Origin of the sequence: Streptomyces genisteinicus, assembly GCF_014489615.1 — a bacterium.
GTDB lineage: Bacteria > Actinomycetota > Actinomycetes > Streptomycetales > Streptomycetaceae > Streptomyces > Streptomyces genisteinicus.
The window spans coordinates 3,201,457-3,223,706 of record NZ_CP060825.1; the positions used below are offsets into that span (position 1 = coordinate 3,201,457).

At 71.3% G+C, this 22,250-nt stretch carries 25 protein-coding genes and 1 riboswitch; of the genes, 9 read left to right on the forward strand and 16 right to left on the reverse strand.

Features of this window, described 5'->3' with window-relative positions:
* The first annotated feature begins 196 nt into the window (after positions 1–196).
* The 3 genes from IAG43_RS13900 to IAG43_RS13910 all read left to right on the forward strand — a co-directional run bounded on the left by IAG43_RS13900 (position 197) and on the right by IAG43_RS13910 (position 2,419).
* A complete protein-coding gene (locus IAG43_RS13900) occupies positions 197–1,066 on the forward strand; it encodes a hypothetical protein (protein WP_187741066.1) in 870 nt (289 codons plus the stop codon).
* 56 nt (positions 1,067–1,122) lie between these two features.
* Positions 1,123–1,701, forward strand: a complete 579-nt coding sequence (locus IAG43_RS13905; protein ID WP_187741067.1) for a Uma2 family endonuclease — start codon at positions 1,123–1,125, stop codon at positions 1,699–1,701.
* A gap of 136 nt (positions 1,702–1,837) precedes the next feature.
* A complete protein-coding gene (locus IAG43_RS13910; protein WP_187741068.1) occupies positions 1,838–2,419 on the forward strand; it encodes a Uma2 family endonuclease in 582 nt (193 codons plus the stop codon).
* Between the two features lie 13 nt (positions 2,420–2,432).
* Here the strand turns inward: IAG43_RS13910 and IAG43_RS13915 are convergent, their stop codons facing one another.
* From IAG43_RS13915 to IAG43_RS13925, 3 genes are all read right to left on the reverse strand, one after another.
* A complete protein-coding gene (locus IAG43_RS13915; protein WP_246574314.1) occupies positions 2,433–3,389 on the reverse strand; it encodes a hypothetical protein in 957 nt (318 codons plus the stop codon).
* Between the two features lie 232 nt (positions 3,390–3,621).
* Positions 3,622–5,139: an alpha/beta hydrolase gene (locus tag IAG43_RS13920; protein WP_187741069.1), complete on the reverse strand. Its 1,518-nt coding sequence runs from the start codon at positions 5,137–5,139 to the stop codon at positions 3,622–3,624.
* Positions 5,140–5,327: 188 nt separating this feature from the next.
* Positions 5,328–5,837 (reverse strand): peptidoglycan-binding domain-containing protein, encoded by a 510-nt coding sequence (locus IAG43_RS13925; protein ID WP_187741070.1) that lies wholly within the window; start codon positions 5,835–5,837, stop codon positions 5,328–5,330.
* A 233-nt stretch (positions 5,838–6,070) separates the two neighbouring features.
* Between IAG43_RS13925 and IAG43_RS13930 the strand changes: the two genes are divergently transcribed.
* Complete coding sequence (locus IAG43_RS13930) at positions 6,071–7,033, forward strand: AraC-like ligand-binding domain-containing protein (RefSeq protein ID WP_187741071.1); 963 nt, start codon at positions 6,071–6,073, stop codon at positions 7,031–7,033.
* 61 nt (positions 7,034–7,094) lie between these two features.
* Here IAG43_RS13930 and IAG43_RS13935 read toward each other — a convergent pair whose 3' ends face one another.
* Genes IAG43_RS13935 through IAG43_RS13960 form a run of 6 tightly spaced genes read right to left on the reverse strand, consistent with a single transcriptional unit; the run spans position 7,095 to position 11,146 of the window.
* Entirely contained in the window at positions 7,095–7,793 is a 699-nt protein-coding gene (locus IAG43_RS13935) for a contact-dependent growth inhibition system immunity protein (protein WP_187741072.1), read from the reverse strand.
* A 13-nt stretch (positions 7,794–7,806) separates the two neighbouring features.
* Positions 7,807–8,106 carry an RNase A-like domain-containing protein gene (locus IAG43_RS13940; RefSeq protein WP_187741073.1) on the reverse strand — a complete coding sequence of 100 codons (300 nt, stop codon included), beginning with the start codon at positions 8,104–8,106 and terminating at the stop codon, positions 7,807–7,809.
* Positions 8,107–8,120: 14 nt separating this feature from the next.
* Positions 8,121–8,666, reverse strand: coding sequence for a hypothetical protein (locus tag IAG43_RS13945; protein WP_187741074.1), 546 nt, complete (start codon positions 8,664–8,666; stop codon positions 8,121–8,123).
* 19 nt (positions 8,667–8,685) lie between these two features.
* Positions 8,686–10,437, reverse strand: a complete 1,752-nt coding sequence (locus IAG43_RS13950; protein WP_187741075.1) for an RNase A-like domain-containing protein — start codon at positions 10,435–10,437, stop codon at positions 8,686–8,688.
* The gene (locus IAG43_RS13955; RefSeq protein ID WP_187741076.1) at positions 10,437–10,739 is read right to left on the reverse strand and encodes a WXG100 family type VII secretion target; all 303 of its coding nucleotides are present in this window, start codon (positions 10,737–10,739) and stop codon (positions 10,437–10,439) included. The genes IAG43_RS13950 and IAG43_RS13955 overlap by 1 nt, the downstream gene beginning before the upstream one ends.
* 14 nt (positions 10,740–10,753) lie before the next feature.
* Positions 10,754–11,146 (reverse strand): WXG100 family type VII secretion target, encoded by a 393-nt coding sequence (locus tag IAG43_RS13960; RefSeq protein WP_187741077.1) that lies wholly within the window; start codon positions 11,144–11,146, stop codon positions 10,754–10,756.
* 279 nt (positions 11,147–11,425) lie between these two features.
* On the opposite strand from IAG43_RS13960, the gene IAG43_RS13965 reads away from it, so the two are divergent.
* Both IAG43_RS13965 and IAG43_RS13970 read left to right on the forward strand, forming a co-directional pair.
* Positions 11,426–11,677: a type II toxin-antitoxin system Phd/YefM family antitoxin gene (locus IAG43_RS13965; protein WP_187741078.1), complete on the forward strand. Its 252-nt coding sequence runs from the start codon at positions 11,426–11,428 to the stop codon at positions 11,675–11,677.
* On the forward strand, positions 11,674–11,934 hold the full coding sequence (locus tag IAG43_RS13970; RefSeq protein WP_187741079.1) for a Txe/YoeB family addiction module toxin: 261 nt from the start codon (positions 11,674–11,676) through the stop codon (positions 11,932–11,934). The genes IAG43_RS13965 and IAG43_RS13970 overlap by 4 nt, the downstream gene beginning before the upstream one ends.
* A gap of 98 nt (positions 11,935–12,032) precedes the next feature.
* Here the strand turns inward: IAG43_RS13970 and groL are convergent, their stop codons facing one another.
* The 4 genes from groL to thrC all read right to left on the reverse strand — a co-directional run bounded on the left by groL (position 12,033) and on the right by thrC (position 16,318).
* Positions 12,033–13,655 carry a chaperonin GroEL gene (groL, locus tag IAG43_RS13975; RefSeq protein WP_187741080.1) on the reverse strand — a complete coding sequence of 541 codons (1,623 nt, stop codon included), beginning with the start codon at positions 13,653–13,655 and terminating at the stop codon, positions 12,033–12,035.
* Between the two features lie 441 nt (positions 13,656–14,096).
* The gene (locus IAG43_RS13980; RefSeq protein WP_005315736.1) at positions 14,097–14,300 is read right to left on the reverse strand and encodes a cold-shock protein; all 204 of its coding nucleotides are present in this window, start codon (positions 14,298–14,300) and stop codon (positions 14,097–14,099) included.
* Positions 14,301–14,732: 432 nt separating this feature from the next.
* Entirely contained in the window at positions 14,733–15,011 is a 279-nt protein-coding gene (locus IAG43_RS13985) for a MoaD/ThiS family protein (RefSeq protein ID WP_187741081.1), read from the reverse strand.
* Positions 15,008–16,318 carry a threonine synthase gene (gene thrC, locus IAG43_RS13990; protein ID WP_425508600.1) on the reverse strand — a complete coding sequence of 437 codons (1,311 nt, stop codon included), beginning with the start codon at positions 16,316–16,318 and terminating at the stop codon, positions 15,008–15,010. The genes IAG43_RS13985 and thrC overlap by 4 nt, the downstream gene beginning before the upstream one ends.
* Positions 16,312–16,457, reverse strand: a riboswitch (SAM riboswitch). (Overlaps the previous gene by 7 nt.)
* 126 nt (positions 16,458–16,583) lie before the next feature.
* On the opposite strand from thrC, the gene IAG43_RS13995 reads away from it, so the two are divergent.
* From IAG43_RS13995 to IAG43_RS14005, 3 genes are read left to right on the forward strand one after another with little or no spacing between them, the layout of a single operon-like run.
* On the forward strand, positions 16,584–17,525 hold the full coding sequence (locus IAG43_RS13995; RefSeq protein WP_187741083.1) for a glucosyl-3-phosphoglycerate synthase: 942 nt from the start codon (positions 16,584–16,586) through the stop codon (positions 17,523–17,525).
* 38 nt (positions 17,526–17,563) lie between these two features.
* Entirely contained in the window at positions 17,564–18,088 is a 525-nt protein-coding gene (locus tag IAG43_RS14000) for a hypothetical protein (RefSeq protein WP_187741084.1), read from the forward strand.
* A 57-nt stretch (positions 18,089–18,145) separates the two neighbouring features.
* Positions 18,146–19,531: an alpha,alpha-trehalose-phosphate synthase (UDP-forming) gene (locus IAG43_RS14005; protein WP_187741085.1), complete on the forward strand. Its 1,386-nt coding sequence runs from the start codon at positions 18,146–18,148 to the stop codon at positions 19,529–19,531.
* 38 nt (positions 19,532–19,569) lie between these two features.
* On the opposite strand, the gene otsB is transcribed toward IAG43_RS14005, so the two are convergent.
* From otsB to IAG43_RS14020, 3 genes are all read right to left on the reverse strand, one after another.
* Positions 19,570–20,418 carry a trehalose-phosphatase gene (otsB, locus tag IAG43_RS14010; RefSeq protein ID WP_187741086.1) on the reverse strand — a complete coding sequence of 283 codons (849 nt, stop codon included), beginning with the start codon at positions 20,416–20,418 and terminating at the stop codon, positions 19,570–19,572.
* An 11-nt stretch (positions 20,419–20,429) separates the two neighbouring features.
* Positions 20,430–20,687, reverse strand: a complete 258-nt coding sequence (locus tag IAG43_RS14015; RefSeq protein WP_187741087.1) for a DUF3263 domain-containing protein — start codon at positions 20,685–20,687, stop codon at positions 20,430–20,432.
* Positions 20,688–20,766: 79 nt separating this feature from the next.
* Complete coding sequence (locus IAG43_RS14020) at positions 20,767–22,050, reverse strand: extracellular solute-binding protein (protein WP_187741088.1); 1,284 nt, start codon at positions 22,048–22,050, stop codon at positions 20,767–20,769.
* Positions 22,051–22,250: the final 200 nt, after the last annotated feature.

The following is a 22,250-nucleotide window of genomic DNA, read 5'->3' on the forward strand; positions in this document are numbered from 1 at the left end:
GCCGCTTTTTCACGGAAGGGGTGGAAGGGCCTCAACCCACCCTCCCACCCTGCCCGTTGACATGGGCACGGACGCTCGGCGACCGACTTGCCACGCAGCGTCATCACGCTCTACCGTTCCGATAAACGAACAGCCCCCGCCCGGTGCTACCAACACCTGACGAGGGCCTGACCATCGAGATCGAATCGAGCGATCCATGGCTGACAGCCACTTTAGTGATGCCGCGCACCCCCTCGCCAATCCCGGCTACGGCAAGCGCTCCGCTTCCGCGGAAGGCCCCCTCAGGGCTGACCACTTCGCACATCTGACGCCCCGCGAGGGCGCCGTCGCCGCCTACATCGACCGGCTGCCGGACACCAGCGACATCAGCATCAAGACCCTCGCCAAGCACACCCCGTACGGGCAGACCGCGATCACCACCGTCCTGCGGGCGCTCGTCCGCGCCGGGCATCTGCGGCACGGGCTGGAGGCGGTGCGCACGCCCGAGGGCAACACGCGGTGGGTCACTCGCACCTGGTGGTCCCGCGCGCCGCGCGCGGACTCCTGGTGGGACGCGTACGCCAAGGGAGAACTCCCGGCCGAGCGTGCCGAGGAGCGGCGCCGCCCCACCCGCTCCCGGGCGTACATCCTGCTCGCCGCCCTCGGGCGGGAGCACGGGCTGATGTCCCTCTCGCACGCCGACTGCACCGCTCTCGCACCGCTCGTCGAGGAGTGGTTCGCCCGCGAGGCCACCGACGAGCAGGTGCGCCGCGCCCTCACCACCGGCCTCCCGACCCCGGTCCACCACCCGGCGGCGCTCGCCCGGCGCCGGCTCATCGACAAGCTGCCGCCCGCTCCCCCGCCGAAGGCCCGGCCGGTCCGCGTCATCGAATGCGCCGAGTGCGGGCGTCCGCCCCGCGCGGGGACGCTGACCGGCGGGAAGTGCGCCCCCTGCCGGGGCGTGCCCACCGGGGCCCCGCCCGCGCTCCCGGCCGCCCGCGTGCACGCCCTCGCGGCGGCCTGCCGCACCCCGGCACGAACACCCGGGCGCTCCCCGGACCGCACCCCGGAGGGAACACCCGCATGAGCCTGCCGCTCACCCGTCCCCGGACCGGGGCACGATGGAGGGGAGGAGGCGACGCCATGACCCGCATTTCCGCCGAGCACCCCCAGATGTCCGTCGAGGAGTTCGAGGAGATCGAGCGCCACGCGCCGGACACCGTGCGGCTCGAATTCGTCAACGGAAAGCTCGAGGTCAAGCCCGTGCCCGACGGCGACCACGGAGAGATCTTCATGTGGCTGCTGGAGCAGTGCATGCGCCACCGGCCGGACCTGCGGCTCTATCCCGACCGGGGCCTGGTCGTCGAGGGATACCGCAGAGGACGCGCGCGGCCCGACGGCGTCCTCGCCCCGGCACGCCACTTCGCCGGTCACGGCGAATGGTCCAGCCCCCAAGGGGTGGTCATGGTCGCCGAGATCACCTCCCACGACGCCGACACCGACCGCCGCGACCGCGTCGAGAAGCGCGACGGCTACGCGCAGGCGGGAATCCCCGTCTACGTTCTCGTCGACCGTGACGCGGACAGCCTCGTCGTCCACAGCCGGCCGGAGGACGGTGTCTACCGCCTCGTCGAGGTGCACGCGTACGGCACGCCCGCCCTCCTCCCCGCCCCCGTCGGCATCCCCCTCGACACCGAGCCCCTGAGGGACCTGTCCGCATGAGCGCCCGGTCCGCATGAGCGCCACCGGACGGACCGTCCGAACGGGCCCCGGACCGCACCCCGGAGGGAACACCCGCATGAGCCTGCCGCTCACCCGTCCCCGGACCGGGGCACGATGGAGGGGAGGAGGCGACGCCATGACCCGCATTTCCGCCGAGCACCCCCAGATGTCCGTCGAGGACTTCGAAGAACTCGCCGCGAAGGCCCCCGAGGGGGTCAAGCTCGAACTGATCAACGGAAAGTTGCAGGTCAAGCCGGTGCCGGACCAGCTTCACCGGGCCATCGTGATGTGGCTGCTCACCCAGTGCATGCAGCAGCGGCCGGACACGCTCCTCTATCCCGAGCAGGATCTCCGCGTCTCCGCGTACCGCCGTGGGCGGGCCGTCGCGGACGCCGTTCTCGCGCCGGTCGACCACTTCGTGACGCACGACGGCATGTGGCCGGAGCCGGCCGGTGTCCTGATGGCCGTCGAGGTCACCTCCCACGACGCCGACACCGACCGCCGCGACCGCGTCGAGAAGCGCGACGCCTACGCCCAGGCCGGCATCCCCGTCCACCTCCTCGTCGACCGTGACGCCGACCGGCTCGTCGTGCACGCGGACCCGCGCGACGGGATCTACCGGGCGACCCACTCCCACGACTACGGGGACACCGTCGCCCTCCCCGCCCCCGTCGGCATCACCCTCGACACCGGAAAACTCAAGGACTACAGCGGCTGACCCGCCCCGCCCCTCACGCCCGCAGCGACACCCCGTGACGCCTCCGCAGACGGTCGATCTCCCACCACGCGACGGCCGTCACCGATGCCGGCCCACCCAGCAGGGCCGCGATCTGCACGGGGAGCGGTCCGGGCGGCAGGCCGGAGACGGCGAGACTGATCAGGGACAGCTCCCACACCAGGACACCGGTGAGCAGCGCCGGAAGAGCCGCGTGCACCTCGGCCGTTCCGAAGACGCCGCGGACGACGGGCCCCGAGGCGAACCAGAGGAAGCAGGCGAGCCAGAGCACCGCCCCGTACAGCGCGACGTCCGCGAGGACGGGGACCAGCGGCAGGCCGCCTCCCTCCAGGAAACCCAGGCTGAAGACGGACACGGCGAACCCGAACTCCGCCACCATCAGACCGGCCAGGACCGCGAAGGCCGTGAACGCGCCGAAGAACCACAGGACGGACCGCACCACCGGACGCAGGCGCGTTCTCAGCCCGGTCCGTGCCGTCGCGGTCGCCGAGCGGAACAGCCACCAGATCACCAGCGGCGCCGTGAGCAGCAGCAGCCAGGGGGTGGCCACCAGTCGTATCCAGTACTGCTGCTGGGCCTCGCTCCAGTCCTCCGAGGTGCCGAAGACCGCCAGAATCCCGAAGGACGCCACCAGGGCCAGCCAGGCCCTCGCCGTCTGCACCCGCAGCAGGTCCCGGTCGGCGGTCCGGCCGTCGTGCGAGGGGAAGCGGAGCCGGGCCCGGTGCCGTGCGGAGCGGATCAGCGGATAGACCGTCAGGAAGGACAGCACCGGTCCGGAGAAGCAGAGGATCATCGGCAGCCACAGGCAGCTGTTGACCTGGACCACGCGCGTCAGCAGTTCTCGCAGCGTCGGCCAGTCGCCGTCGCGCACCTGCCGCCACGGCGAGCGCTGCGGACCGTACGGCTCCGGCCGCCACGTCGGGCCGTACGGCCCCGTTCCCCCGTTCGTCACGCCTGCCCCCTCCGGATTCCGGTTCCGTACTCGTGTGCGAGTACCGGGAACAAGTCAACCGACGGGTTCGGCAGGGGTCATGGGGCCCGGGGCGCGGCGCCCGGGATACGCCCCGAAGCCGCCCCGGTCCCGGGCCGGGACCGGCCCAGGGCGGGGCGGCCGGGACCGGGACGCTTTCGTGCACGCCGCCCCGGCCCACGCCGGCCTGCCCCGTCCCGCGCCGCCCGGCGCATTACGCGGCGCAGTACACGTCCCGCGCCGGGCGCTCCCCGGTCAGCAGGAAGCGGGTCACCTTCGCGTCGCCGCAGGCGTTCCCGTTGTCCACGTAGGCGGCGTGGCCGACCGAGTCCACGACGACCATCCGGGCGCGGTCGCCGAGGGCGTCCCGCAGCTCGCGCGCGCCCGCCAGCGGGGTGGCGACGTCCCGTTCGTTCTGGATCATCAGGACGTTGGACGGGCCGTGCGGGGTGATGCGGGTCGCGGGCTCGGACGGGCCGAGATCCCAGAAGGCGCACGGCATGACGTTGACCGGCATGCCCGCCGTCAGCGGGTGGCGGGCGCGGCTGTCGGCGACGTCCTTCTCGTACACGGCCTGCCCCTCGCCGGACCAGGCGTCCACGTCGTTGCAGATGGTGGCCAGGGAGGCGGCCACGGTGTTCTGCATCGCCTCGTCCGGCGGGGTGTTCGGTGCGGGCAGCGGGCCGCCGTCGCGGGCGGCGGCGATCAGGCGGGCCAGTGCCGGGAAGCGCTGCTTCGTGTACAGGCTGTCGAGGAGCGTCTGCCGCAGGACGTTGCCGTTCAGCTGCGCGGGGTTGGCCCCGGGCCAGGGGATCGGCTCCCGGTCGAGGCGCGCGGCGAGGGCGAGGAACAGCGGCCGGACGTCCCCCGGGCGGGCGGCGAGGCGGTCGGGGTTGCCCGGGTCGGCGGCGAAGTCGGCGAAGTCGGGGAAGGAGTCCTCGACGCCGACGGCGTAGTTCGCGAGCCAGCCGCGGGCGACGCGCGCCGGGTCGGGGTCGTCGTTGCTGTCGAGGACCCAGCGGTCGGTGCGGTGCGGGAACATCTGGGCGTAGACGGCCCCCGCGTACGTCCCGTAGGAGACGCCCCAGGCGGACAGCTTCCGCTCGCCGAGTGCCTGGCGGAGACGGTCGATGTCGCGGGCCTCGTTGCGGGTGCTCATGGTGCGCAGCACCGCGGTGTCACCGGCCTGGCAGGCGTCGGCGAGGCGGCGGGCGGTGGCGGTGTTGGCGTCGATCGAGCCGTCGGCGGCGGGCCAGGGGCGCAGGCGTTCCATCGCCAGGTCCTCGTGCGCGAGGCCGCAGGAGACCGGGGCCGAGCGGCCGGTGCCGCGCGGGTCGAAGCTCACGACGTCGTAGGCGTCGCGCACCGACTGCGGGAGCTGCCGCCCGCGGCGGGAGGGTTCGTGCAGACCGGCGTTGCCCGGGCCGCCGGGGATGATCAGCAGGGTGCCGCGGCGGGCGGCGGGCTTCCCGCTCGCGATGCGGGAGACGGCCAGGTCGATCCGCGGACCGGACGGGTCGGCGTGATCGAGCGGCACCGGGACGGTGCCGCACTGCTGGCGCGGGTCGAGTCCGCTCATCCCCGCGCAGGGCCCCCACTCGATCGCGCTGCCGCTCGCGGGGGCCGCCGCCGCGGCGGTCCCGGGCGGCAGCGCGAGGAGTGCCGTGGCGAGCACGGGCAGGGTGAGGGCGACGGTGAACGCGGAGCGCCGGACGGTGAGTGTCTGGGTCATGCCATGACCCTCCCGCGCCGCGCGGCTCCGCCCCACGGGGCCAACCGGCGTCTTCCCAGGGGGGTTTGCCCCCGGTACGGCGCCGCGGGCCCCAACCCGTGGCACCCCGGAGGCCCGCCCTCGCGCCCGGCGCCCGCGCCCCGTCCGGAACCCGTGTCACGGCCGGGCGGGCCGGCCGCGCCAGGGGATCAGAAGGGCGGCTTGTAGCAGTCGATGAACTCGATGTCCCCGTTGGACGGGTTGCGCCAGTAGTCCGGCCACTGCATCGCCGCACGCGTCGCGGGCCCGTAGACGCCGTCCGCGCTCACACCGAGCCGGTTGGCCTGGAGCCACCGGACGGCGTCCACCGTGCCGGTGCCGTAGACCCCGTCCGCTCCTCCGGTGTCGCGGATCCGCTGGGCGGCGGGAGTGGTGCGGTAGCAGTGCAGAATCGCCCGCTGCAGGGCCTCGACCGCGTTCTCGCTGCCCGTCCGGTACCGCATGTAGCAGCTCAGGCCGTTGCCCGTGCGCGCGGGCACCACGTAGTAGTTGTGCACGGCCAGCCCGTCGGTGCGCTTCACCGTCGTGTTGCACGGGCCGTACGCGGCGTGGGCCGGCGTGGTCATCGCCGGACTGGCCGTCAGGCCGGCGGCGAACAGCAGGGCCGTGGCCCCCAGCACACCCCACCGCGTGCGCCGTCTCGTCAGTACTCGTTGCACGGTGCAACCCTTCTGCTCGGTGACGTCGTCTCAACGACTGTCTCGGCCATGGACCTTAGGTTCGTCGCCGGTCGCGGACTGTGTCGTCCGTGCAGAGAACGTTGTCGGTGGTGCAGGACCTGCGCCGGCCGGCCGGCGCAGGGAACCGAAGCGGATCAGGGGGACGCGATGAGAGAACGGGCCGCGGTGGGGCCGGTGCCGCCCCACGGCCGGCGCGGACGGGGGTCCGCCGCATGAGCCCCGTCCTGGACACCGCCTTCGTGCCGCCGGCGGACCGCGAGGAAGTGGTCCGGCACGCGGTGTGGGAGTCCGTGGTCGCGGTCGACATCGACCACGGGCCGCCCGCCGAGGAGATGTCCGTGCGCATCGGGCTCGGCGCCGCCGGCCCGTTGCGGATCTGCTCGGCGCGGGCGACGGCGGTCACCATCCACCGCACGTCCCGGCAGGCCCGCCGCGACGACGAGGAGCCCGCCGTCTTCCTCGGACTCCAGGTCTCGGGCACCAGCCTGGTCGTGCAGAACGGCCGCGAATGCGTGCTGCGGCCCGGCGAGTTCGCCGTCTACGAGTCCGTCGCGCCCTACACCCTGCTCTTCGACGAAGGGGTGGACCACCACTTCCTGCGCTTCCCCCGCTCGGCGCTCGCGCTCCCCGACCGGCTGCTGCGGGAGACCGGCGCACTCGCCCTCGGCCCGGGCGACCCCCTCGCACGGCTCGCCTTCGACTACTTCGCCCGGCTCGCCTCCGACGACGCGCTGCACGAGGGCGCGTACGCCGAAGCCGTGGTGGAACCGAGCGTCGAACTCCTGCGCGCCGTCCTGACCTCCCGGCACGGGGACACCGACCGGGCCAGGGCGCCGATGGAGGCGACGCTGAGCCTGCGGATCACCCGGTACATCCGCGCACACCTGGCCGACCGCGACCTGTCTGCGGCCCGGATCGCCGCCGCGCACGGCATCTCCGTGCGGCACCTCTACGCCGTGCTCGCCCGCTCCGGCATCAGCCTCGGCGACCACGTCCGGGCGCTGCGCCTGGCCGAGTGCAGACGGGACCTGGCCGGCCCGCCCGGCAGACTGCGGACCATCGGCGCGACGGGCCGGCGGTGGGGCTTCACGGACGCCACCCACTTCAGCAAGGTCTTCAAGCGCGCCTACGGCATGTCCCCGCGCGCCTGGCGCGACCTCAACCACCCACGCTGACCCGCCCCGCCCCGGACGCCCCACGAGAACGCCCGAGGGCGGCAGCCTCTGGGAGCGGGCCTCACCGCTCCGGATCCGCCGGACGCCCGCTGTCCGCGCGGGCGGCCAGCCGTTCGGAGACAAGACCGAGCCAGCTGCTCGGGGCGTAGGGCGCCGGTGGGTCCACTTCCATGCCCAGTTCCGCCAGGGCCAGCACACAGTCGGGCTCGTCCAGGCCGAGCGCCAGGAACTCGGCGAGTTCGCCGACGGCGCGGGCCACCAGCTGCGGCTGCGTGGACCGGGCGTAGTCCCCGAGCGCCGCGTCGTGGTCGGCGAACTCGTCGGGCATGTCCTGGGAGAACCAGCCCCCGAGGAGCTGGGCGAGTTCCGGGAAGCGCGCGCGCCACTCCCAGTGGGTGCGCGGCACTGCCGGGGGCGGGACGGCACCGTCCTCGATCGACCCCTTGAGGTGGTCGGCGATCCGGAAGAGCCAGTCCTGGATCATGGACTCGGGCAGTCCCACGTCCGGCACCGGATAGAACTCGCCCAGACTGAGCCTGAGGCGGCCGGGCGGATTGCGGGCGTATTCGCGGACCTGCTGCTCGGCGATGCCCAACGCCCACGGACGGGTGTGCCAGGTGTGCCGCAAGTAGGCCAGCAACGCCTCGTCCGGCCCCTCCTCGGCATCCTCCGCACCGTCGACGGGCCGGCCGAGATAGGCGCTGATCACCTGGTCCAGCTCGCCGTAACGACGGTCGAACTCCAGAGGCTTCATGGGCACGGGTGCGGCATCCCTACAGATAGACGGGGAAGGTGGCGTGCACGACGAAGCCGTGCGCACTCTCGGGGGCACGATGCAGGACGACCCGTGCGGCGCGGACGTCCACGGGCTCCCGCCCGGCGAGCATCATCGCCTGCAGGAGCACGCGGCCCACCGGCTCCTCCCGCGACGGCCACGCGGCCTCGATCGTCAGCCGCTGCCGGGTGCCCTGGGCGAGCCACCGGTGGATGGCCTGCTCGTTGCGGGTCACGACCTGCTGGGTGGCCCACTGGGCCGTCTCCCGGTCGGGGTAGCTCGAACTGCGTGTACGCACGGCACTGATCTCCGTCAGATGGGGTCGAACGACCAGAAGACACCGACCTCGTCCGGAGAGACGACGACGAACCCGGCGTCACCGTCATACTCGGTGAGCGGCATCCATCCCGTCACGCCCGCGCCGAGGTCCGGTGCGGAAGTGGTCCGGGCAGAGGTGATGTTGCTGTAGCAGGAGATCTCCTGCCCGTAGCGGGCCAGCACCGTCCTGGCGTCGTCCCAGGTGGCTGAGTCCGTCTGCGCTGGGACGGGGCCCCACTCGTACGTCATGGTGATCAGAAGTCGCACGGCGACGGTGGGCTCGACCGGGAACAGCTTCGCCGCCAGCGTCTCCTGGGTGAGCGTCGAAAAAGGAAACGAGGCATGGCTCTCGTCCCGCTCCGCCGCATCCCTGTCGAGCGTGAGGCAGCCCTGCGGATCACTCACGTCCCGGCGGAGTACGGCCAGCACGTCGTCCCGCCAGTCCGCCTGGGTACGCGGCCCAGTCGCGGCGAACGCGTACACGTCGCCGAGCAGCCTGAGAGCCGCCGCCTCCCAGGCGGTTCGCTTCAGAGGGTCCATTCGCTCTCTCAGCTCTCGGTCAGCGCGCAGGCATGGAAGTGATGACGGCAAAGGGGGGATCGAGGCTGGAATCGTACTTCAGCCGCGTGTCGATGTTCTTCACGTCGATGGGCTTGGCCTCCATACCGCCCTGCTTGAATCCGGTCATGGGGTCCGCCGGATCGTACGGCTGCTTGGTGACGCTCGTGCCCGTCACCTCACCGTTCGGGCCGGCTCCGACGAACTTCCTCACCTCGCCGTCGGCCGGCGGCGGCGGGCCGTCGAGCCACTGCTTGATATCGGCCGAGTGCTGATCGATGTTGTACTGGGTGAAGCGCTGGGCACTCGACAGATCAGTGAAGCTGGATGCCGCGCCGACCGTGGGTTTGCCGTGCGGCCAGCTCGCCGTTGCCGGATCGCCCTGATCACGCAGACGCTGGGCCAATTGCTCCGGTGACTTGCCGACATGCTTGTCCACGGTGTGGCCGTTTGCCATGTACTCAGAACTGGCCAGGTCGATGCGGTAGATCCCGTTCTTCGTGTCCTCGGGATCGGTCCACCGGTGTTCCTTCTTGAACTCGTCGAGAGCACGTCGGCCGAAGGCCTCGGCGCGGGCCTCCTGGGCCTCGAACCGGGGAGCGCTGCGGAACGCCTCGTCCAGCGGGCTCATCAGGGCGTCCATCTGCGGCACCAGCGCGTTGACCCGCCGGTTGTACTCGGTGACGATCGCGTTCAGCTTCGCGGTGTCGAGATTGAGGACGATGCCGGCGCCGAGCTGGGCCGCCCCCTTGGCCGCGCCCTTCACCAGGCCCTTGACGAGACCCTTGACGTCGTCCATCCCGACACCGTCCTTGAGGTTCACCTCGACCTTGGGGATCGCGTCGAGCACCGCCTCCTTGTACACCTCCCACACCTCGTGGTTGATGTAGACGGCCGCCTCGGCAAACTGGTACAGCAGGTCGCCGACCTTCTGGGCTGTGTCGAAGAGGACCGTCATCACGGGATGGGTGGACGTCTGCGACGCGGCGGAGTCGTGCTTCCACTGGTAGCCCGCGGTGCTCTTCCCCCACGCCGACGTGCCCCACAGTGAACTGCAGAAGTGCCGCATGGCGTTGTGCCACTCGCTGTTGCTCTGCCGGGTGATGCTGTCGACGTTCCCCGTCAGCGCGCTCTCCGTCACGGAGAGCGTCATGGTCATCGACATCCACGCCTTGGAGAGCGAGTTCAGGTAGTGCTGCTGCGGGTACGGGTAGACCTCGGCCACCTTGCCCATCCGGAAGGCGTGTTTCACCACGGGGCGCAGCACGTCCCGCACCGGCCCGGGAACCCATTCCAGCAGCGTGCGGATGACGTCGTCCCCGCCGTCGTCGTCGCCCCACCTGAGGTTCGGCACGGAGCCGTAGTCCGGCACCTTCTCGATGACCGCGGGCAGCGGCTGATGCACGGCCTTGGTCTTGCCCGAGGGGTCGTTGGCGGCTTCGGCCTTGGCGTAGCTGTTGGCCGTCGACGTGAACCCGACCGCGGCTCCGCCGATGCTGACGATGCTCTTCGCCCACACCTCCAGGAAGCGGTTGCCCACCTTGACGTACGAGGCGGCGAAGGCCTGGGGGGCGGTTCCGTAGCCGCCGGCGTCGGGATACTCGCGCAGCTTCTCGAGGAGCTGCTTCGCGCCCCGGTCCATCGGCGACTGCTGGGCGGCGACCCCGCCGGACACCCTGTAGAGGTCGGACGGCTTGACGTCGATGGTGCCGTTCGGTCCGGCCGCCGGGGGGCCGGGCTGCGGTCCGGCCATCAGGCGCCGCTCCAGCCCCGCAGCACCGCCTGGTGCGCCGCGGAGTAGTTGATGTGCCCCGTGGTGACGATCTCGTGCAGCCACGCCTGCGCCGCTTGGAGGTCCTGCGCCGAGCGGTCCCACTTGTCGAGCTCGTCGACGAAGACCTCGCGGGCCTCGCCCTCCCAGGTCAGCACGACCTTCTCGACCCTGCCGTGCAGCAGGTCGAGCCGCTCGTTCATCTTCTTGAGGATGTCCTCCAGATCACCCGACAGCCGTTGCAGCGTGGCGAAGTCGACGGTTATGTGCTCGTCGTCCGACATTGATCCCCCGTGTTTCAGAAGTCGGCGATCCTGCTGCGTGCCGCGTCAGGAACACCCGGACCGGGTGTGGAGAGCTCACGCGTCTCCGCTTGCACGTCCACCGTGGCCTGGATGGCCCGCAGGCGGTCCATGACGTCGAGGTCGTTCTGCGAGAAGCCGTCACGGCTCAGGCGTACGGCCTGCTCGAGTCTCTGCATCACCATGCGGATGCGCACCGCGTCCTCGGCGGCGCCGCGGTGAAAGGCCCGGTACGCCTTCGCGGCCGGACCGCGCCAGCCGGCTTCGATGCTGTCCACGATCTCGTCCATGCGCTTGACCTGCCGGTCGAGATAGGCCTGCATGTCGTCGAGATCGTCGGCGAGCGCGGTCAGGCTGTCCCACTTCGCCTTGAGTCTCGGCTGTTCCATCGGAAACCCCCGTCTCCTCGCACCGGCCGGCGAACCTGCTACGCCCGCCTCACGAACTGTAACAACCGCTGGTCCGCCGCCCGGCGGGCCCGCCCGCTCAACAACACCTGCTGCGGGCATCGTTGCCGGACGCACCACGAGAACGTCCGAGGGCGGCACCCCCTGGGAGTGGGCCTCGCCCTCCTTGGCCGGCCGGGACGTGCCGGCTTGGCGTGCCCCCGTCCGCGACGTACAGTTTTCCGTACGTACAGGATGTTGTACTCACCAAGGGAGCAGACGATGCGGACCATGACCTACACCGAGTCCCGCGCGAAGTACGCCGAGACCCTGAACGCGGTGGTCGACGATCGCGAGGAGGTCATAGTGACCAGAGCGGGGCGCGAGCCCGTGGTCATCGTCGCGCTCGCCGAGTACGAGTCGTTGAAGGAGACCGCGTACCTGCTGCGCAGCCCGGAGAACGCCCGGCGCCTGCTGGCATCCATCGACCGCCTGGAGAACGGCGGCGGCACGGTCAGGGAGCTCGCCGAGTGAAGTTCGTGTGGGACGAGTCGAGCTGGGGCGACTACGTCTGGTGGCAGGCCCAGGACCGCAAGGTCCTGAAGCGCATCAACACCCTGCTCCAGGACATCGCACGCAACGGCAACGAAGGCATCGGGAAGCCCGAGCCCCTCAAGCACGGCTTCCAGGGCTACTGGTCGCGCCGCATCACCGACGAGCACCGCCTCGTCTACAAGATCGTCGACGACGAGATCCGGGTCGCCGCCTGCCGGTACCACTACGAGCGCTGAGCCCCGCCACGACACGAGAACGCCCGAGGGCGGCACCCCCTGGGAGTGGGGTGCCGCCCTCGGTACTCGACGGACTGGGTCCGATCCGGGGAACCGGATCAGAAGTCCATGTCACCGCCCGGCATGCCGCCGCCGGCGGGCGCGGCGGCCTTCTCCGGCTTGTCGGCGATGACGGCCTCGGTGGTGAGGAACAGCGCCGCGATGGACGCCGCGTTCTGCAGAGCGGAGCGGGTGACCTTCGCGGGGTCGATGATGCCCTCGGCGATCATGTCGACGTACTCACCGGTCGCGGCGTTCAGGCCGTGGCCGACGGGCAGGTTGCGCACCTTCTCGACGATGACGCCGCCCTCGAGACCACCGTTGACGGCGATCTGCTTGAGCGGGGCCTCCAGCGCGAGCTTCACGGCGTTGGCGCCGGTCGCCTCGTCGCCCGAGAGCTCAAGCTTCTCGAAGACCGAGGAGGCCTGGAGCAGGGCCACGCCACCACCGGCGACGATGCCCTCCTCGACGGCCGCCTTCGCGTTGCGAACGGCGTCCTCGATGCGGTGCTTGCGCTCCTTGAGCTCGACCTCGGTCGCGGCGCCGGCCTTGATGACGGCCACGCCGCCGGCCAGCTTCGCGAGGCGCTCCTGGAGCTTCTCGCGGTCGTAGTCCGAGTCGCTGTTCTCGATCTCGGCGCGGATCTGGTTGACCCGGCCGGCGACCTGGTCGCTGTCACCGGCGCCGTCGACGATGGTGGTCTCGTCCTTGGTGATGACGACCTTGCGGGCACGGCCCAGCAGGTCCAGGCCGGCGTTCTCGAGCTTGAGACCGACCTCCTCGGAGATGACCGTGCCGCCCGTGAGGATGGCGATGTCGTTCAGCATGGCCTTGCGGCGGTCGCCGAAGCCCGGGGCCTTGACGGCGACGGACTTGAAGGTGCCGCGGATCTTGTTGACGACCAGGGTCGACAGGGCCTCGCCCTCGACGTCCTCGGCGATGATCAGCAGCGGCTTGCCCGACTGCATGACCTTCTCCAGCAGCGGAAGGAGGTCCTTCACGTTGCCGATCTTGGAGTTGACGATCAGGAGGTACGGGTCGTCGAGGGACGCCTCCATACGCTCCATGTCGGTCGCGAAGTACGCCGAGATGTAGCCCTTGTCGAAGCGCATACCCTCGGTGAGCTCCAGCTCCAGACCGAAGGTCTGGGACTCCTCGACGGTGATGACGCCTTCCTTGCCGACCTTGTCCATGGCCTCGGCGATGAGCTCGCCGATCTGGGTGTCGGCGGCGGAGATGGAGGCCGTGGAAGCGATCTGCTCCTTGGTCTCGACATCCTTCGCCTGCTCCAGCAGCGCACCGGAGACGGCCTCGACGGCCTTCTCGATGCCGCGCTTGAGGGCCATCGGGTTGGCGCCGGCGGCCACGTTGCGCAGGCCCTCGCGGACCAGAGCCTGGGCCAGGACCGTCGCGGTCGTCGTGCCGTCACCGGCGACGTCGTCCGTCTTCTTGGCGACTTCCTTGACCAGCTCGGCGCCGATCTTCTCGTACGGGTCCTCGAGCTCGATCTCCTTGGCGATGGACACACCATCGTTGGTGATCGTGGGGGCGCCCCACTTCTTCTCGAGGACGACGTTGCGACCCTTGGGACCAAGGGTGACCTTGACGGCGTCGGCGAGCTGGTTCATCCCGCGCTCGAGACCGCGCCGTGCCTCCTCGTCGAACGCGATGATCTTGGCCATGTGAAGTGGTCCTCCCGGACTGGGGTGGATTGCTCCGGATCGCGCGAGGTGCCCGCGACGGACGGTCCGCGAGCCCGGTGGTTCCTTGCCCCACCCGGCCTGCCGACCTCACCGGCACGATCCAAGTTCTGTCACTCTCACTGGGAGAGTGCTAACGCCAATGATTAGCACTCGACCCCCGAGAGTGCAAGCGCCTTCGAAGAAGGCCCGATGAGGGGCGGTGGTCGGGGACGGGAGGGCGCAAGCGCCTTCGAAGAAGGCCCGATGAGGGGTGGTGGTCGGGCGACGGGAGGGCGCAAGCGCCTTCGGAGAAGGCCCAGCTCCTGGACGCACTGCTTCACCGGCCGCGTGCGCGCACGCGCGAGGGGCCCGCGTCCCGGTGGGATGCGAGCCCCTCGTGCGTGAGTGCGTCGGTGGCCGAACGCGCCTGGATCAGTCGGATCAGACGGCGAGCTTGACCATGTCCGCCTGCGGACCCTTCTGGCCCTGCGAGATCTCGAATTCGACTCGCTGACCTTCTTCAAGGGTGCGGTACCCGTCCATCTGGATCGCGCTGTAGTGGACGAAAACATCCGCACCACCGTCGACCGCGATGAAGCCGTACCCCTTCTCCGCGTTGAACCACTTGACGGTGCCCTGAGCCATGCCTAACTCCCCTATTACTGGCCCTTGCGCAGGACCGCACTTCGCGGACCCTGGGTCAGACCTCACCCCGACAGGTGGGGTGTGCGCCGGAACGCGTCGACCGCGGCTGAATGTATCTGCCCAACTGCCCTCTGCAACAGGTCAGTCGGACGACAAAATCCGGGCAGGACCGATCGACCGATCCGAGCGAATCCGCAGAATTCCCGGGCAAGTCGGGCCCGACAAAGCGGCACTTTTGAGGCGATTCGACCACGGACTTTGGCCGCATTCTTGCGGTCCAGGGCGCATTCGAGCCGGGTCGGCGGAGGGGGCTTCCCAGACTCTATCGCGTCTAACCATGCAGAATTGCCCCCTCCGCTTCTCTCGCGGAGGGGGCAATTCGGTAACTCTGGGTAACTCGACCGCGAACCGGGCGAGAAACGCGGGAAAGGATCAGCAGCCGCCGGCCACCGCGGGGATGATCGAGACGCCCGCGCCGTCCGGCGTCGCGGTCTCCAGACCCTGCTCGAAGCGCACGTCGTCGTCGTTCACGTAGACGTTCACGAAGCGGCGCAGCTTGCCCTGGTCGTCCAGGACGCGGGCGGCGATCCCGGTGTGGTTCTTCTCCAGGTCCTCGATGACCTGCGCGAGGGTCGCGCCCTCGGCACTCACCTCGGCCTGGCCGCCCGTGTAGGTGCGCAGGATGGTGGGGATACGGACGTTGACGCTCATGCGAGGCCAGCCTCTCGGAAAGAGTCCAGGTTGGGGCGGATGACTGCGGACATACCCGCTGTGGGGGCCACCGCGTCGAGGGTCTTCAGGCCGTCACCCGTGTTGATGACGACCGTGGTCAGGGACGGGTCGATGGCGCCGGCCTCGATCAGCTTCTTCGCCACGCCGAGGGTCGTGCCGCCGGCGGTCTCCGTGAAGATGCCCTCGGTGCGGGCCAGCAGCTTGATCGCGTCCACGATCTGCTCGTCCGTGACGTCCTCGACCGCGCCGCCGGTGCGGCGGCAGATGTCCAGGACGTAGGGGCCGTCGGCCGGGTTGCCGATGGCCAGGGACTTGGCGATGGTGTCCGGCTTCTGCGGGCGGACCACGTCGTGGCCGGCCTTGAAGGCCACCGACACCGGGGAGCAGCCCTCGGCCTGCGCACCGAAGATCTTGTACGGCCGGTCCTCGACGAGACCGAGCTTGATCAGCTCCTGGATGCCCTTGTCGATCTTGGTGAGCTGGGAGCCGGAGGCGATCGGGATGACGATCTGGTCCGGGATCCGCCAGCCGAGCTGCTCGCAGATCTCGTAGGCCAGCGTCTTCGAGCCCTCGCCGTAGTACGGGCGGAGGTTGACGTTGACGAAGCCCCAGCCCTCACCCGCCGGGTCGCCGATGAGCTCCGAGCAGAAGCGGTTCACGTCGTCGTAGTTGCCCTCGATGCCGACGAGCTCGCCGCCGTACACCGCGGCCATGACGACCTTGCCCTGCTCCAGGTCGTGCGGGATGAAGACGCAGGAGCGGAAGCCGGCGCGGGCCGCGGCGGCGCCCACCGCACCGGCCAGGTTGCCGGTGGACGAGCAGGACAGGGTGGTGAAGCCGAAGGCGCGCGCCGCCTCGATCGCCTGGGCGACGACACGGTCCTTGAAGGAGTGCGTCGGGTTGCCGGAGTCGTCCTTGACGTGCAGCTTGCCCGGCTCGACGCCCAGCTCGCGGGCGAGGTTGTCGGCCTGGACGAGCTTGGTCCAGCCCGGGTTCAGGTTCGGCTTGGAGGCCACGTCGGCGGGGACGGGCAGCAGCGGGGCGTAGCGCCAGATGTTCTCGGGACCGTTCTCGATCCGCTTGCGCAGACCCTCGGGGTCGCCGCTCGGGAAGTCGTAGGCCACCTCGAGCGGCCCGAAACAGATCTCGCAGGCGAAGATCGGGCCGAGGGCGAAACGCTCGCCGCACTCGCGGCAGGAGAGCCCGGCGGCGGGTCCGAGGTCGACGGTGTCGGGGGTGGTCACGACAGTCTGTGAAGCCATGGAGGCGAGGCCCTTTCTCCTCATCTTCCTCATGGCGCATCTCGCCATGAGACGGATTTGGCACCTTCCCTAGCCGGGAGCCTCGCTTCTGATGAGAACGAGACCGGCTGGAGGGTTGCCGGGGCTTCAACGGGCCGTATCCCTCTGCCCCTCTGGATGAGCGGTATTCGATTGTTTGGCTTGTCCGCGTGGCGACCCCGACATGCGACGGCCGTCCGCGTTGTTCAAGACTGTAACCGAACCCCCGGACGGTTTGAGCTGGTCGTCCGATCCGCGAGATGGAGATCACGTGCTGGATGAGGTGGAGCGCTGGCTGGCCCGGCGGTCCTGGTCGGTGGCCGACCGTCCCCTGGACCGGCTGCTCGCCGCCAAGCAGAACACCACGGTCAGCGTGGTCCTCCCCGCCCTGAACGAGGAGGCCACCGTCGGTGAGATCGTCACCGTGATCCGGGACGAACTGATGACGGACGCGGTCCCGCTCGTCGACGAACTGGTGGTGATGGACTCCGGGTCCACCGACCGGACGGCCCTGGTCGCGCGGGAGGCGGGCGCCCGGGTGGTGCACCGCGACACGGTCCTCCCCCGGCTGCCCGCCGTGCCGGGCAAGGGCGAGGTGCTGTGGCGGTCGCTGCTGGCCACCGGCGGGGACGTCGTCTGCTTCGTCGACGCGGACCTGCGCGAGTTCTCGGCGGACTTCGTCTCCGGCATCGTCGGGCCGCTGCTCACCGATCCCGGCGTGCAGTTCGTCAAGGCGATGTACGACCGGCCCTACGGCAGCGAACCCGGGCAGGGCGGCCGGGTGACGGAGCTGGTGGCCCGCCCGCTGCTCAACCTCCACTGGCCGCAACTGGCCGGGTTCGTCCAGCCGCTCGGCGGCGAGTACGCGGCCCGCCGCAGCCTGCTGGAACAACTGCCGTTCCCCGTGGGCTACGGCGTGGAGCTGGGGCTGCTCGTCGACGCGCTGAACCTGGTGGGCATGGACGCCCTCGCCCAGGTCGACGTCGGCACCCGCCTCCACCGCCACCAGGACGGCCAGGCCCTGGGACGGATGGCCGCGACCATCTACCGCACCGCCCAACTACGTCTGGCACGAGGGCACTTGGTCCGCCCGGCACTGACCCAGTTCGAGCGCTCCGCGCAGGGCTTCGTCCCACGCACCCACCCGGTGGACACGGAGGAGCGTCCGCCGATGCGCGAGATCGGTGAGTACGCGGCGCGTCGCGCGGCATAACCCGGCACCGCCGAGCATTTTGTCTACCTTTCCGATGTATGTACGCCGCGCTGCACGCCCTCGTCCCTGACGTCCGCCGCCCCCGTACCGGTCGCGCGCCCGCCCGCGCGGCCCGTCTCCTCGGCACCCTCACCGTCGCCGCGAGCGCCCTCCTCGGCTCGGCGGGCGCCGCCCCGGCCGCACCCGCCGAGCCGCCCGCCACCGGGCCCGTCGCACACGGCGCGGCCCACCGGCACGCACCCGCCGCCGCGCCGGCGCCCGTACCGGCCGACGTCCCCGGCCCGGTACCGGTGACGGCCGCGGCGGCAGGCTCCGGTTCCGGCGGCACCGGCCCCGATGCCGGAACCGATGATTCCGGTCCTGACTCCGAATCCGGCCCCGGCTCCGGCTCCGGCACGGGCGGGGCCCTGGCGGCACCCGCCGGGGTCGCCGCCCGCGCCGAGCTCGCGAGGACCGGATCGACCGCCGAGCAGCTGTGGCTGCTCGGCGGCGTCGCGCTGAGCCTCACCGCCGCCGGGGTGGTCGCCGTCGCCGCGTCCCGTGGCCGGAATCGGGACCACTGACCTGCGGCGGAGCCGTACGCACGTTTGAGGGCACCCCGCACGGGCTAGGTTCGCCACATGGTCAACGACCTTGCCCAGATCCTCGTCGCGTCCAACCGCGGCCCGGTCTCCTACACGACGACCGGGGCCGGGGAACTCGAAGCACGCCGCGGGGGCGGCGGCCTGGTCTCCGGCCTCTCCGCCATCGACTCCGGCGAGCAGTCCCTGTGGGTCTGCGCCGCCCTCGGCGACGGCGACCGCGAGGCCGTACGCCGCGGCGTCGGCGAGCCGGGCGTACGGATGCTCGACATCGATCCCGCGGTCCACTCCGCCGCCTACAACGGCATCGCCAACTCGGTCCTGTGGTTCGTGCACCACATGCTCTACCAGACCCCGCTGGAACCGGTCTTCGACCAGGAGTTCCGCTCCCAGTGGGACTCCTACCGCGCCTACAACCGCGCCTTCGCCGAGGCCCTCGCGGAGGCCGCCGCACCCGAGGCGGCCGTCCTGGTCCAGGACTACCACCTGGCCCTGACCCCCGGCATGCTGCGCGAGCTCCGCCCGGACCTGCGGATCGGCCATTTCTCGCACACCCCGTGGGCGCCCCCCGAGTACTTCGGCCTGCTGCCCGACGACATCGCCGGGGAACTGCTGCGCGGAATGCTCGGCGCGGACCGGCTCGGCTTCCTCACCGAGCGCTGGGCCGACGCGTTCACCGACTGCTGCGACCGCGTGGTCGGCGGCACCGGCCGGACCGAGACCGGCGTCCACGGTCTGGGCGCCGACGCCGACTTCCTGCGCGAACGCGCCCACCGCCCGGACGTCGGCACCCGCCTCGCCGAACTGCGCGAGGCCGTCGGCCCGGACCGCCGCACCGTCGTCCGCGTCGACCGCACCGAACTCTCCAAGAACATCGTGCGCGGGCTGCTCGCCTACCGGGAGCTCCTGGAGACGCGGCCCGAGTGGCGCGAGCGGGTCGTGCACATCGCGCTCGCCTACCCGTCGCGGCAGGACCTCGCCGTCTACCGCGACTACACGGCCGAGGTCTCCCGCCTGGCCGCGGAGATCAACGACACCTACGGGACGCCCGGCTGGACGCCGGTCGTCGTCCACGTCAAGGACGACTTCGCCCGCTCGCTGGCCGCCTACCGCATGGCCGACGTGGCGCTGGTCAACCCGATCCGCGACGGCATGAACCTCGTCGCCAAGGAGGTCCCCGTGGTCTCCGACGCAGGCTGCGCCCTCGTCCTGTCCCGGGAGGCGGGCGCCCACGCGGAGCTCGGCGAGTTCGCGATCACCGTCAACCCGTACGACGTCACGGCCACGGCGGACGCGCTCCACCGCGCCCTCACGATGCCGCCCGCGGAACGCGCCGACCGCACCAAGCACCTGGCCGCCGCCGCGACCGCCCTCCCGCCCCGCCGCTGGTTCCTCGACCAACTGGAGGCCCTGCGGTCCCTGTGAGGGGGCACGGCCCCGCCCAGGAGGCCCCCGCCCGCGGGCTACTCCAGCCGCTCCGCGACGCCCGCCAGGAAGTCCGCCACCGCGCCCGGCCCCGGCACCACCAGGTCAGCGCGCTCCGCGAGTTCCGGGACCTCGCCGCCGCTGCACAGCAGCAGCCCGGGGGTCCCGTCCGAGCGGAGTTTGTCGACGGCGGCGTACGCGGCGAGGTCGCCGAGGTCGTCCCCCGCGTAGAGGACGGACGTCGCACCCGCCTCCCGCACGTACTCGGCGAGCGCCACGCCCTTGTCCATGCCCGGGGGCCGCAGTTCGAGGACCATGCGGCCGGGCTCCAGCACGAGCCCGTGGCGGGACGCGAGGGCCGCGAGCGGCTCCCGCAGGGCGTCGAACGCCGCCTGCGGATCCTCCGCGCGGCGGGTGTGGACGGCGACCGCGCGGCCCTTCTCCTCGATCCAGGTGCCCTGCCACGCGCCGATCCCGTCCAGGTATCCGGGCAGTTCGGCGCGGACCGCGGCGACCCCCGGGTGCGGGGCGGGCGCGGTCACGGTGCCCGTCGCCGCGTCCCAGCGTTCGGCGCCGTAGTGGCCGAGCACCACCAGCCCGCCGAGTCCCGCGGCGCCGGCGAAGCCGCCGTAGCGCACGGCGACCGAGGCGGGCCGGCCGGTGAGGACGACGACCGAACCGACGTGCGGCGCAAGCGCGGCCAGCGCGGGCACGGCCCGCTCGTGGGCGCGGGCCTGTTCGGGGTCGGGGACGATGTCGGCGAGGGTGCCGTCGAAGTCGAGGGCGACGACGGCGCCGGACGGACGGCCGAGGATCGCCGCCAGGCCGTCACGGCCGGCGGGGGTGGACGGCGTCGGCATGGTGTGTGCGTACGGGGAGCTGCCCATGCCACCCGACCCTATCGGCGACTTCGCCTGGCGTCCCTCACACGGCGAAGCCGGTTGACGGTCACCGGGTCGTGGGCGAGGGCCCGCCGGTCGTCGAGGAGGGCGTTGAGCAGCTGGTAGTACCGGACCGGCGACATCCCGAGCTGCTCCCGTATCGCCCGCTCCTTGGCGCCGGGTCCCGGCCACGAGCGCCGCTCCATGGCGAGAACGGCGCTCTCGCGGTCGCTGAGGGCGCCGGGCGGGGCGGGGCTGACGGACTCGTCGGTCATACGATCCAAAATATCGCCGCCCGGCGACACCCCGGCCCCCGCTGCCCCGCCGCCTGCTGCCCCGGCGCCCCCGCCCCGGCTACTCCGCCGCCTCGGCCGCCGACGCGTCGCGCTGGATCGCACCGAGCGTCGCCGCGGGGCTGCCGCCGGGCGCGACCGCCTGGCCGACCTTCTTCTTGATGCTCTCGCTGACCGCGGCCCAGGACGTCTTGCCCACGGGCGGCAGCTCGGACTCCGGGAGCTCCGCGAGGAACTCCTTCAGGTCCCGGTGCTCCGGGTCCTGCTCCATCGCCTCGGAGGCCGAGACGGTCACCGGCAGCAGATCGTTCTGGCCGGCGAAGGCGAGGACGTTGTCGTCGCTGAAGACGAAGTCCAGGAACTCGCCGATCTCCTCGCGGTGGCCGTTCTCCTTGAAGCCCATGATCCAGTCGGCGACGCCCATGGACGACTTGGACTGCCCGTCCCGCCCCGGCAGGGCGACGGCCCCGACCTCGACGCCCTTGTTCCGCGCGGCCTGCATCAGCGAGGGGTGGCCGTTGAGCATGCCCACCTCGCCCCGGGTGAACGCGGCGAAGGCGTCCTTGCGGTTCAGCTCGGCGGGCGCGACGGGGCCGGTCAGGCCCGGCTCGACCAGGTTGTCCCGGAGCCACTCGAAGGTGGCGACGTTGGCCTTGGAGTCGATCTGGTAGGTGTCGACCGCGTCGGTGTACCCGGCGCCTCCGCTGAGCAGCCACATCATCGTCTCGGCCTGCGCCTCCTCCGGGCCGAGCGGCAGCGCGAACGGATAGGTGGCGTCCGTGCCGGCCTTGAGGCTACGGGCGTCGGCGGCGAGTTCGCCCCAGGTCCGCGGAGCCTTCTCGATGCCCGCCTCGGCGAACAGCTCCTTGTTGTAGAAGAGCAGTCGCGTGGAGGCGGCGAAGGGCAGCCCGTACTGGGTCTGCTGCTGCTCGCCCGCGTCGGTGAGCGGGACGAGGAAGTTGGACTGCACGGGGATGGAGAGCAGCTGGTCCGCGGAGTAGAGCAGGTCGTCGTCCGCGTAGTCGGCGTAGGCGCCGATCTGCGCGATGTCGGGGGCGTCCCCGGCCTTCACCATCTCGGCGACCGTGCGGTCGACGTCGTTCCAGGACTCGATGCGCACGTCGACCTCGATGCCGGGGTGCTCGGCCTCGAAGGCGGCGGTGAGATCCGCCCAGTACTTCTTGCTGCTCTCGCCGCCCGCCACGTCGTAGTCGGCGGCGACCAGCCGGAGGGTGACGCCGTCCGATCCGCCGTCGCCGCCGCAGCCGGCCAGCGAGACCGTCATGCCCAGCGCGGCGACCGCCGCGGTCAGACCTATGAAAGGCCGCTTCACAGCTCTCCCCACCCTCTGCCGTTGGTTGCGCGATATGCCCCGTCCGGCACGAGTCGTCCCCGCTGCCGCCCTGCGGAACGAACGTAGATTCTCCCATGCGAGCCCATGAGGTCTACACCACTGCGGGTCTCGCTTCGGCAACGCGCGCCCCGGCGTGCGACGGGCGCACAGATCACCCGTTTGTATGCACTGGTAACAATCTCGGTGAGTGG

Bases quoted from the DNA above. Each gene is read 5' to 3' on its own strand.
- IAG43_RS13900 (WP_187741066.1), top strand. From the start codon at position 197: ATGGCTGACAGCCACTTTAGTGATGCCGCGCACCCCCTCGCCAATCCC.
- IAG43_RS13905 (WP_187741067.1), top strand. From the start codon at position 1,123: ATGACCCGCATTTCCGCCGAGCACCCCCAGATGTCCGTCGAGGAGTTC.
- IAG43_RS13910 (WP_187741068.1), top strand. From the start codon at position 1,838: ATGACCCGCATTTCCGCCGAGCACCCCCAGATGTCCGTCGAGGACTTC.
- IAG43_RS13920 (WP_187741069.1), bottom strand. From the start codon at position 5,139: ATGACCCAGACACTCACCGTCCGGCGCTCCGCGTTCACCGTCGCCCTC.
- IAG43_RS13930 (WP_187741071.1), top strand. From the start codon at position 6,071: ATGAGCCCCGTCCTGGACACCGCCTTCGTGCCGCCGGCGGACCGCGAG.
- IAG43_RS13945 (WP_187741074.1), bottom strand. From the start codon at position 8,666: ATGGACCCTCTGAAGCGAACCGCCTGGGAGGCGGCGGCTCTCAGGCTG.
- IAG43_RS13950 (WP_187741075.1), bottom strand. From the start codon at position 10,437: ATGGCCGGACCGCAGCCCGGCCCCCCGGCGGCCGGACCGAACGGCACC.
- IAG43_RS13955 (WP_187741076.1), bottom strand. From the start codon at position 10,739: ATGTCGGACGACGAGCACATAACCGTCGACTTCGCCACGCTGCAACGG.
- IAG43_RS13960 (WP_187741077.1), bottom strand. From the start codon at position 11,146: ATGGAACAGCCGAGACTCAAGGCGAAGTGGGACAGCCTGACCGCGCTC.
- IAG43_RS13965 (WP_187741078.1), top strand. From the start codon at position 11,426: ATGCGGACCATGACCTACACCGAGTCCCGCGCGAAGTACGCCGAGACC.
- groL (WP_187741080.1), bottom strand. From the start codon at position 13,655: ATGGCCAAGATCATCGCGTTCGACGAGGAGGCACGGCGCGGTCTCGAG.
- IAG43_RS13980 (WP_005315736.1), bottom strand. From the start codon at position 14,300: ATGGCTCAGGGCACCGTCAAGTGGTTCAACGCGGAGAAGGGGTACGGC.
- IAG43_RS13985 (WP_187741081.1), bottom strand. From the start codon at position 15,011: ATGAGCGTCAACGTCCGTATCCCCACCATCCTGCGCACCTACACGGGC.
- thrC (WP_425508600.1), bottom strand. From the start codon at position 16,318: ATGAGGAGAAAGGGCCTCGCCTCCATGGCTTCACAGACTGTCGTGACC.
- IAG43_RS14000 (WP_187741084.1), top strand. From the start codon at position 17,564: ATGTACGCCGCGCTGCACGCCCTCGTCCCTGACGTCCGCCGCCCCCGT.
- IAG43_RS14005 (WP_187741085.1), top strand. From the start codon at position 18,146: ATGGTCAACGACCTTGCCCAGATCCTCGTCGCGTCCAACCGCGGCCCG.
- otsB (WP_187741086.1), bottom strand. From the start codon at position 20,418: ATGGGCAGCTCCCCGTACGCACACACCATGCCGACGCCGTCCACCCCC.
- IAG43_RS14015 (WP_187741087.1), bottom strand. From the start codon at position 20,687: ATGACCGACGAGTCCGTCAGCCCCGCCCCGCCCGGCGCCCTCAGCGAC.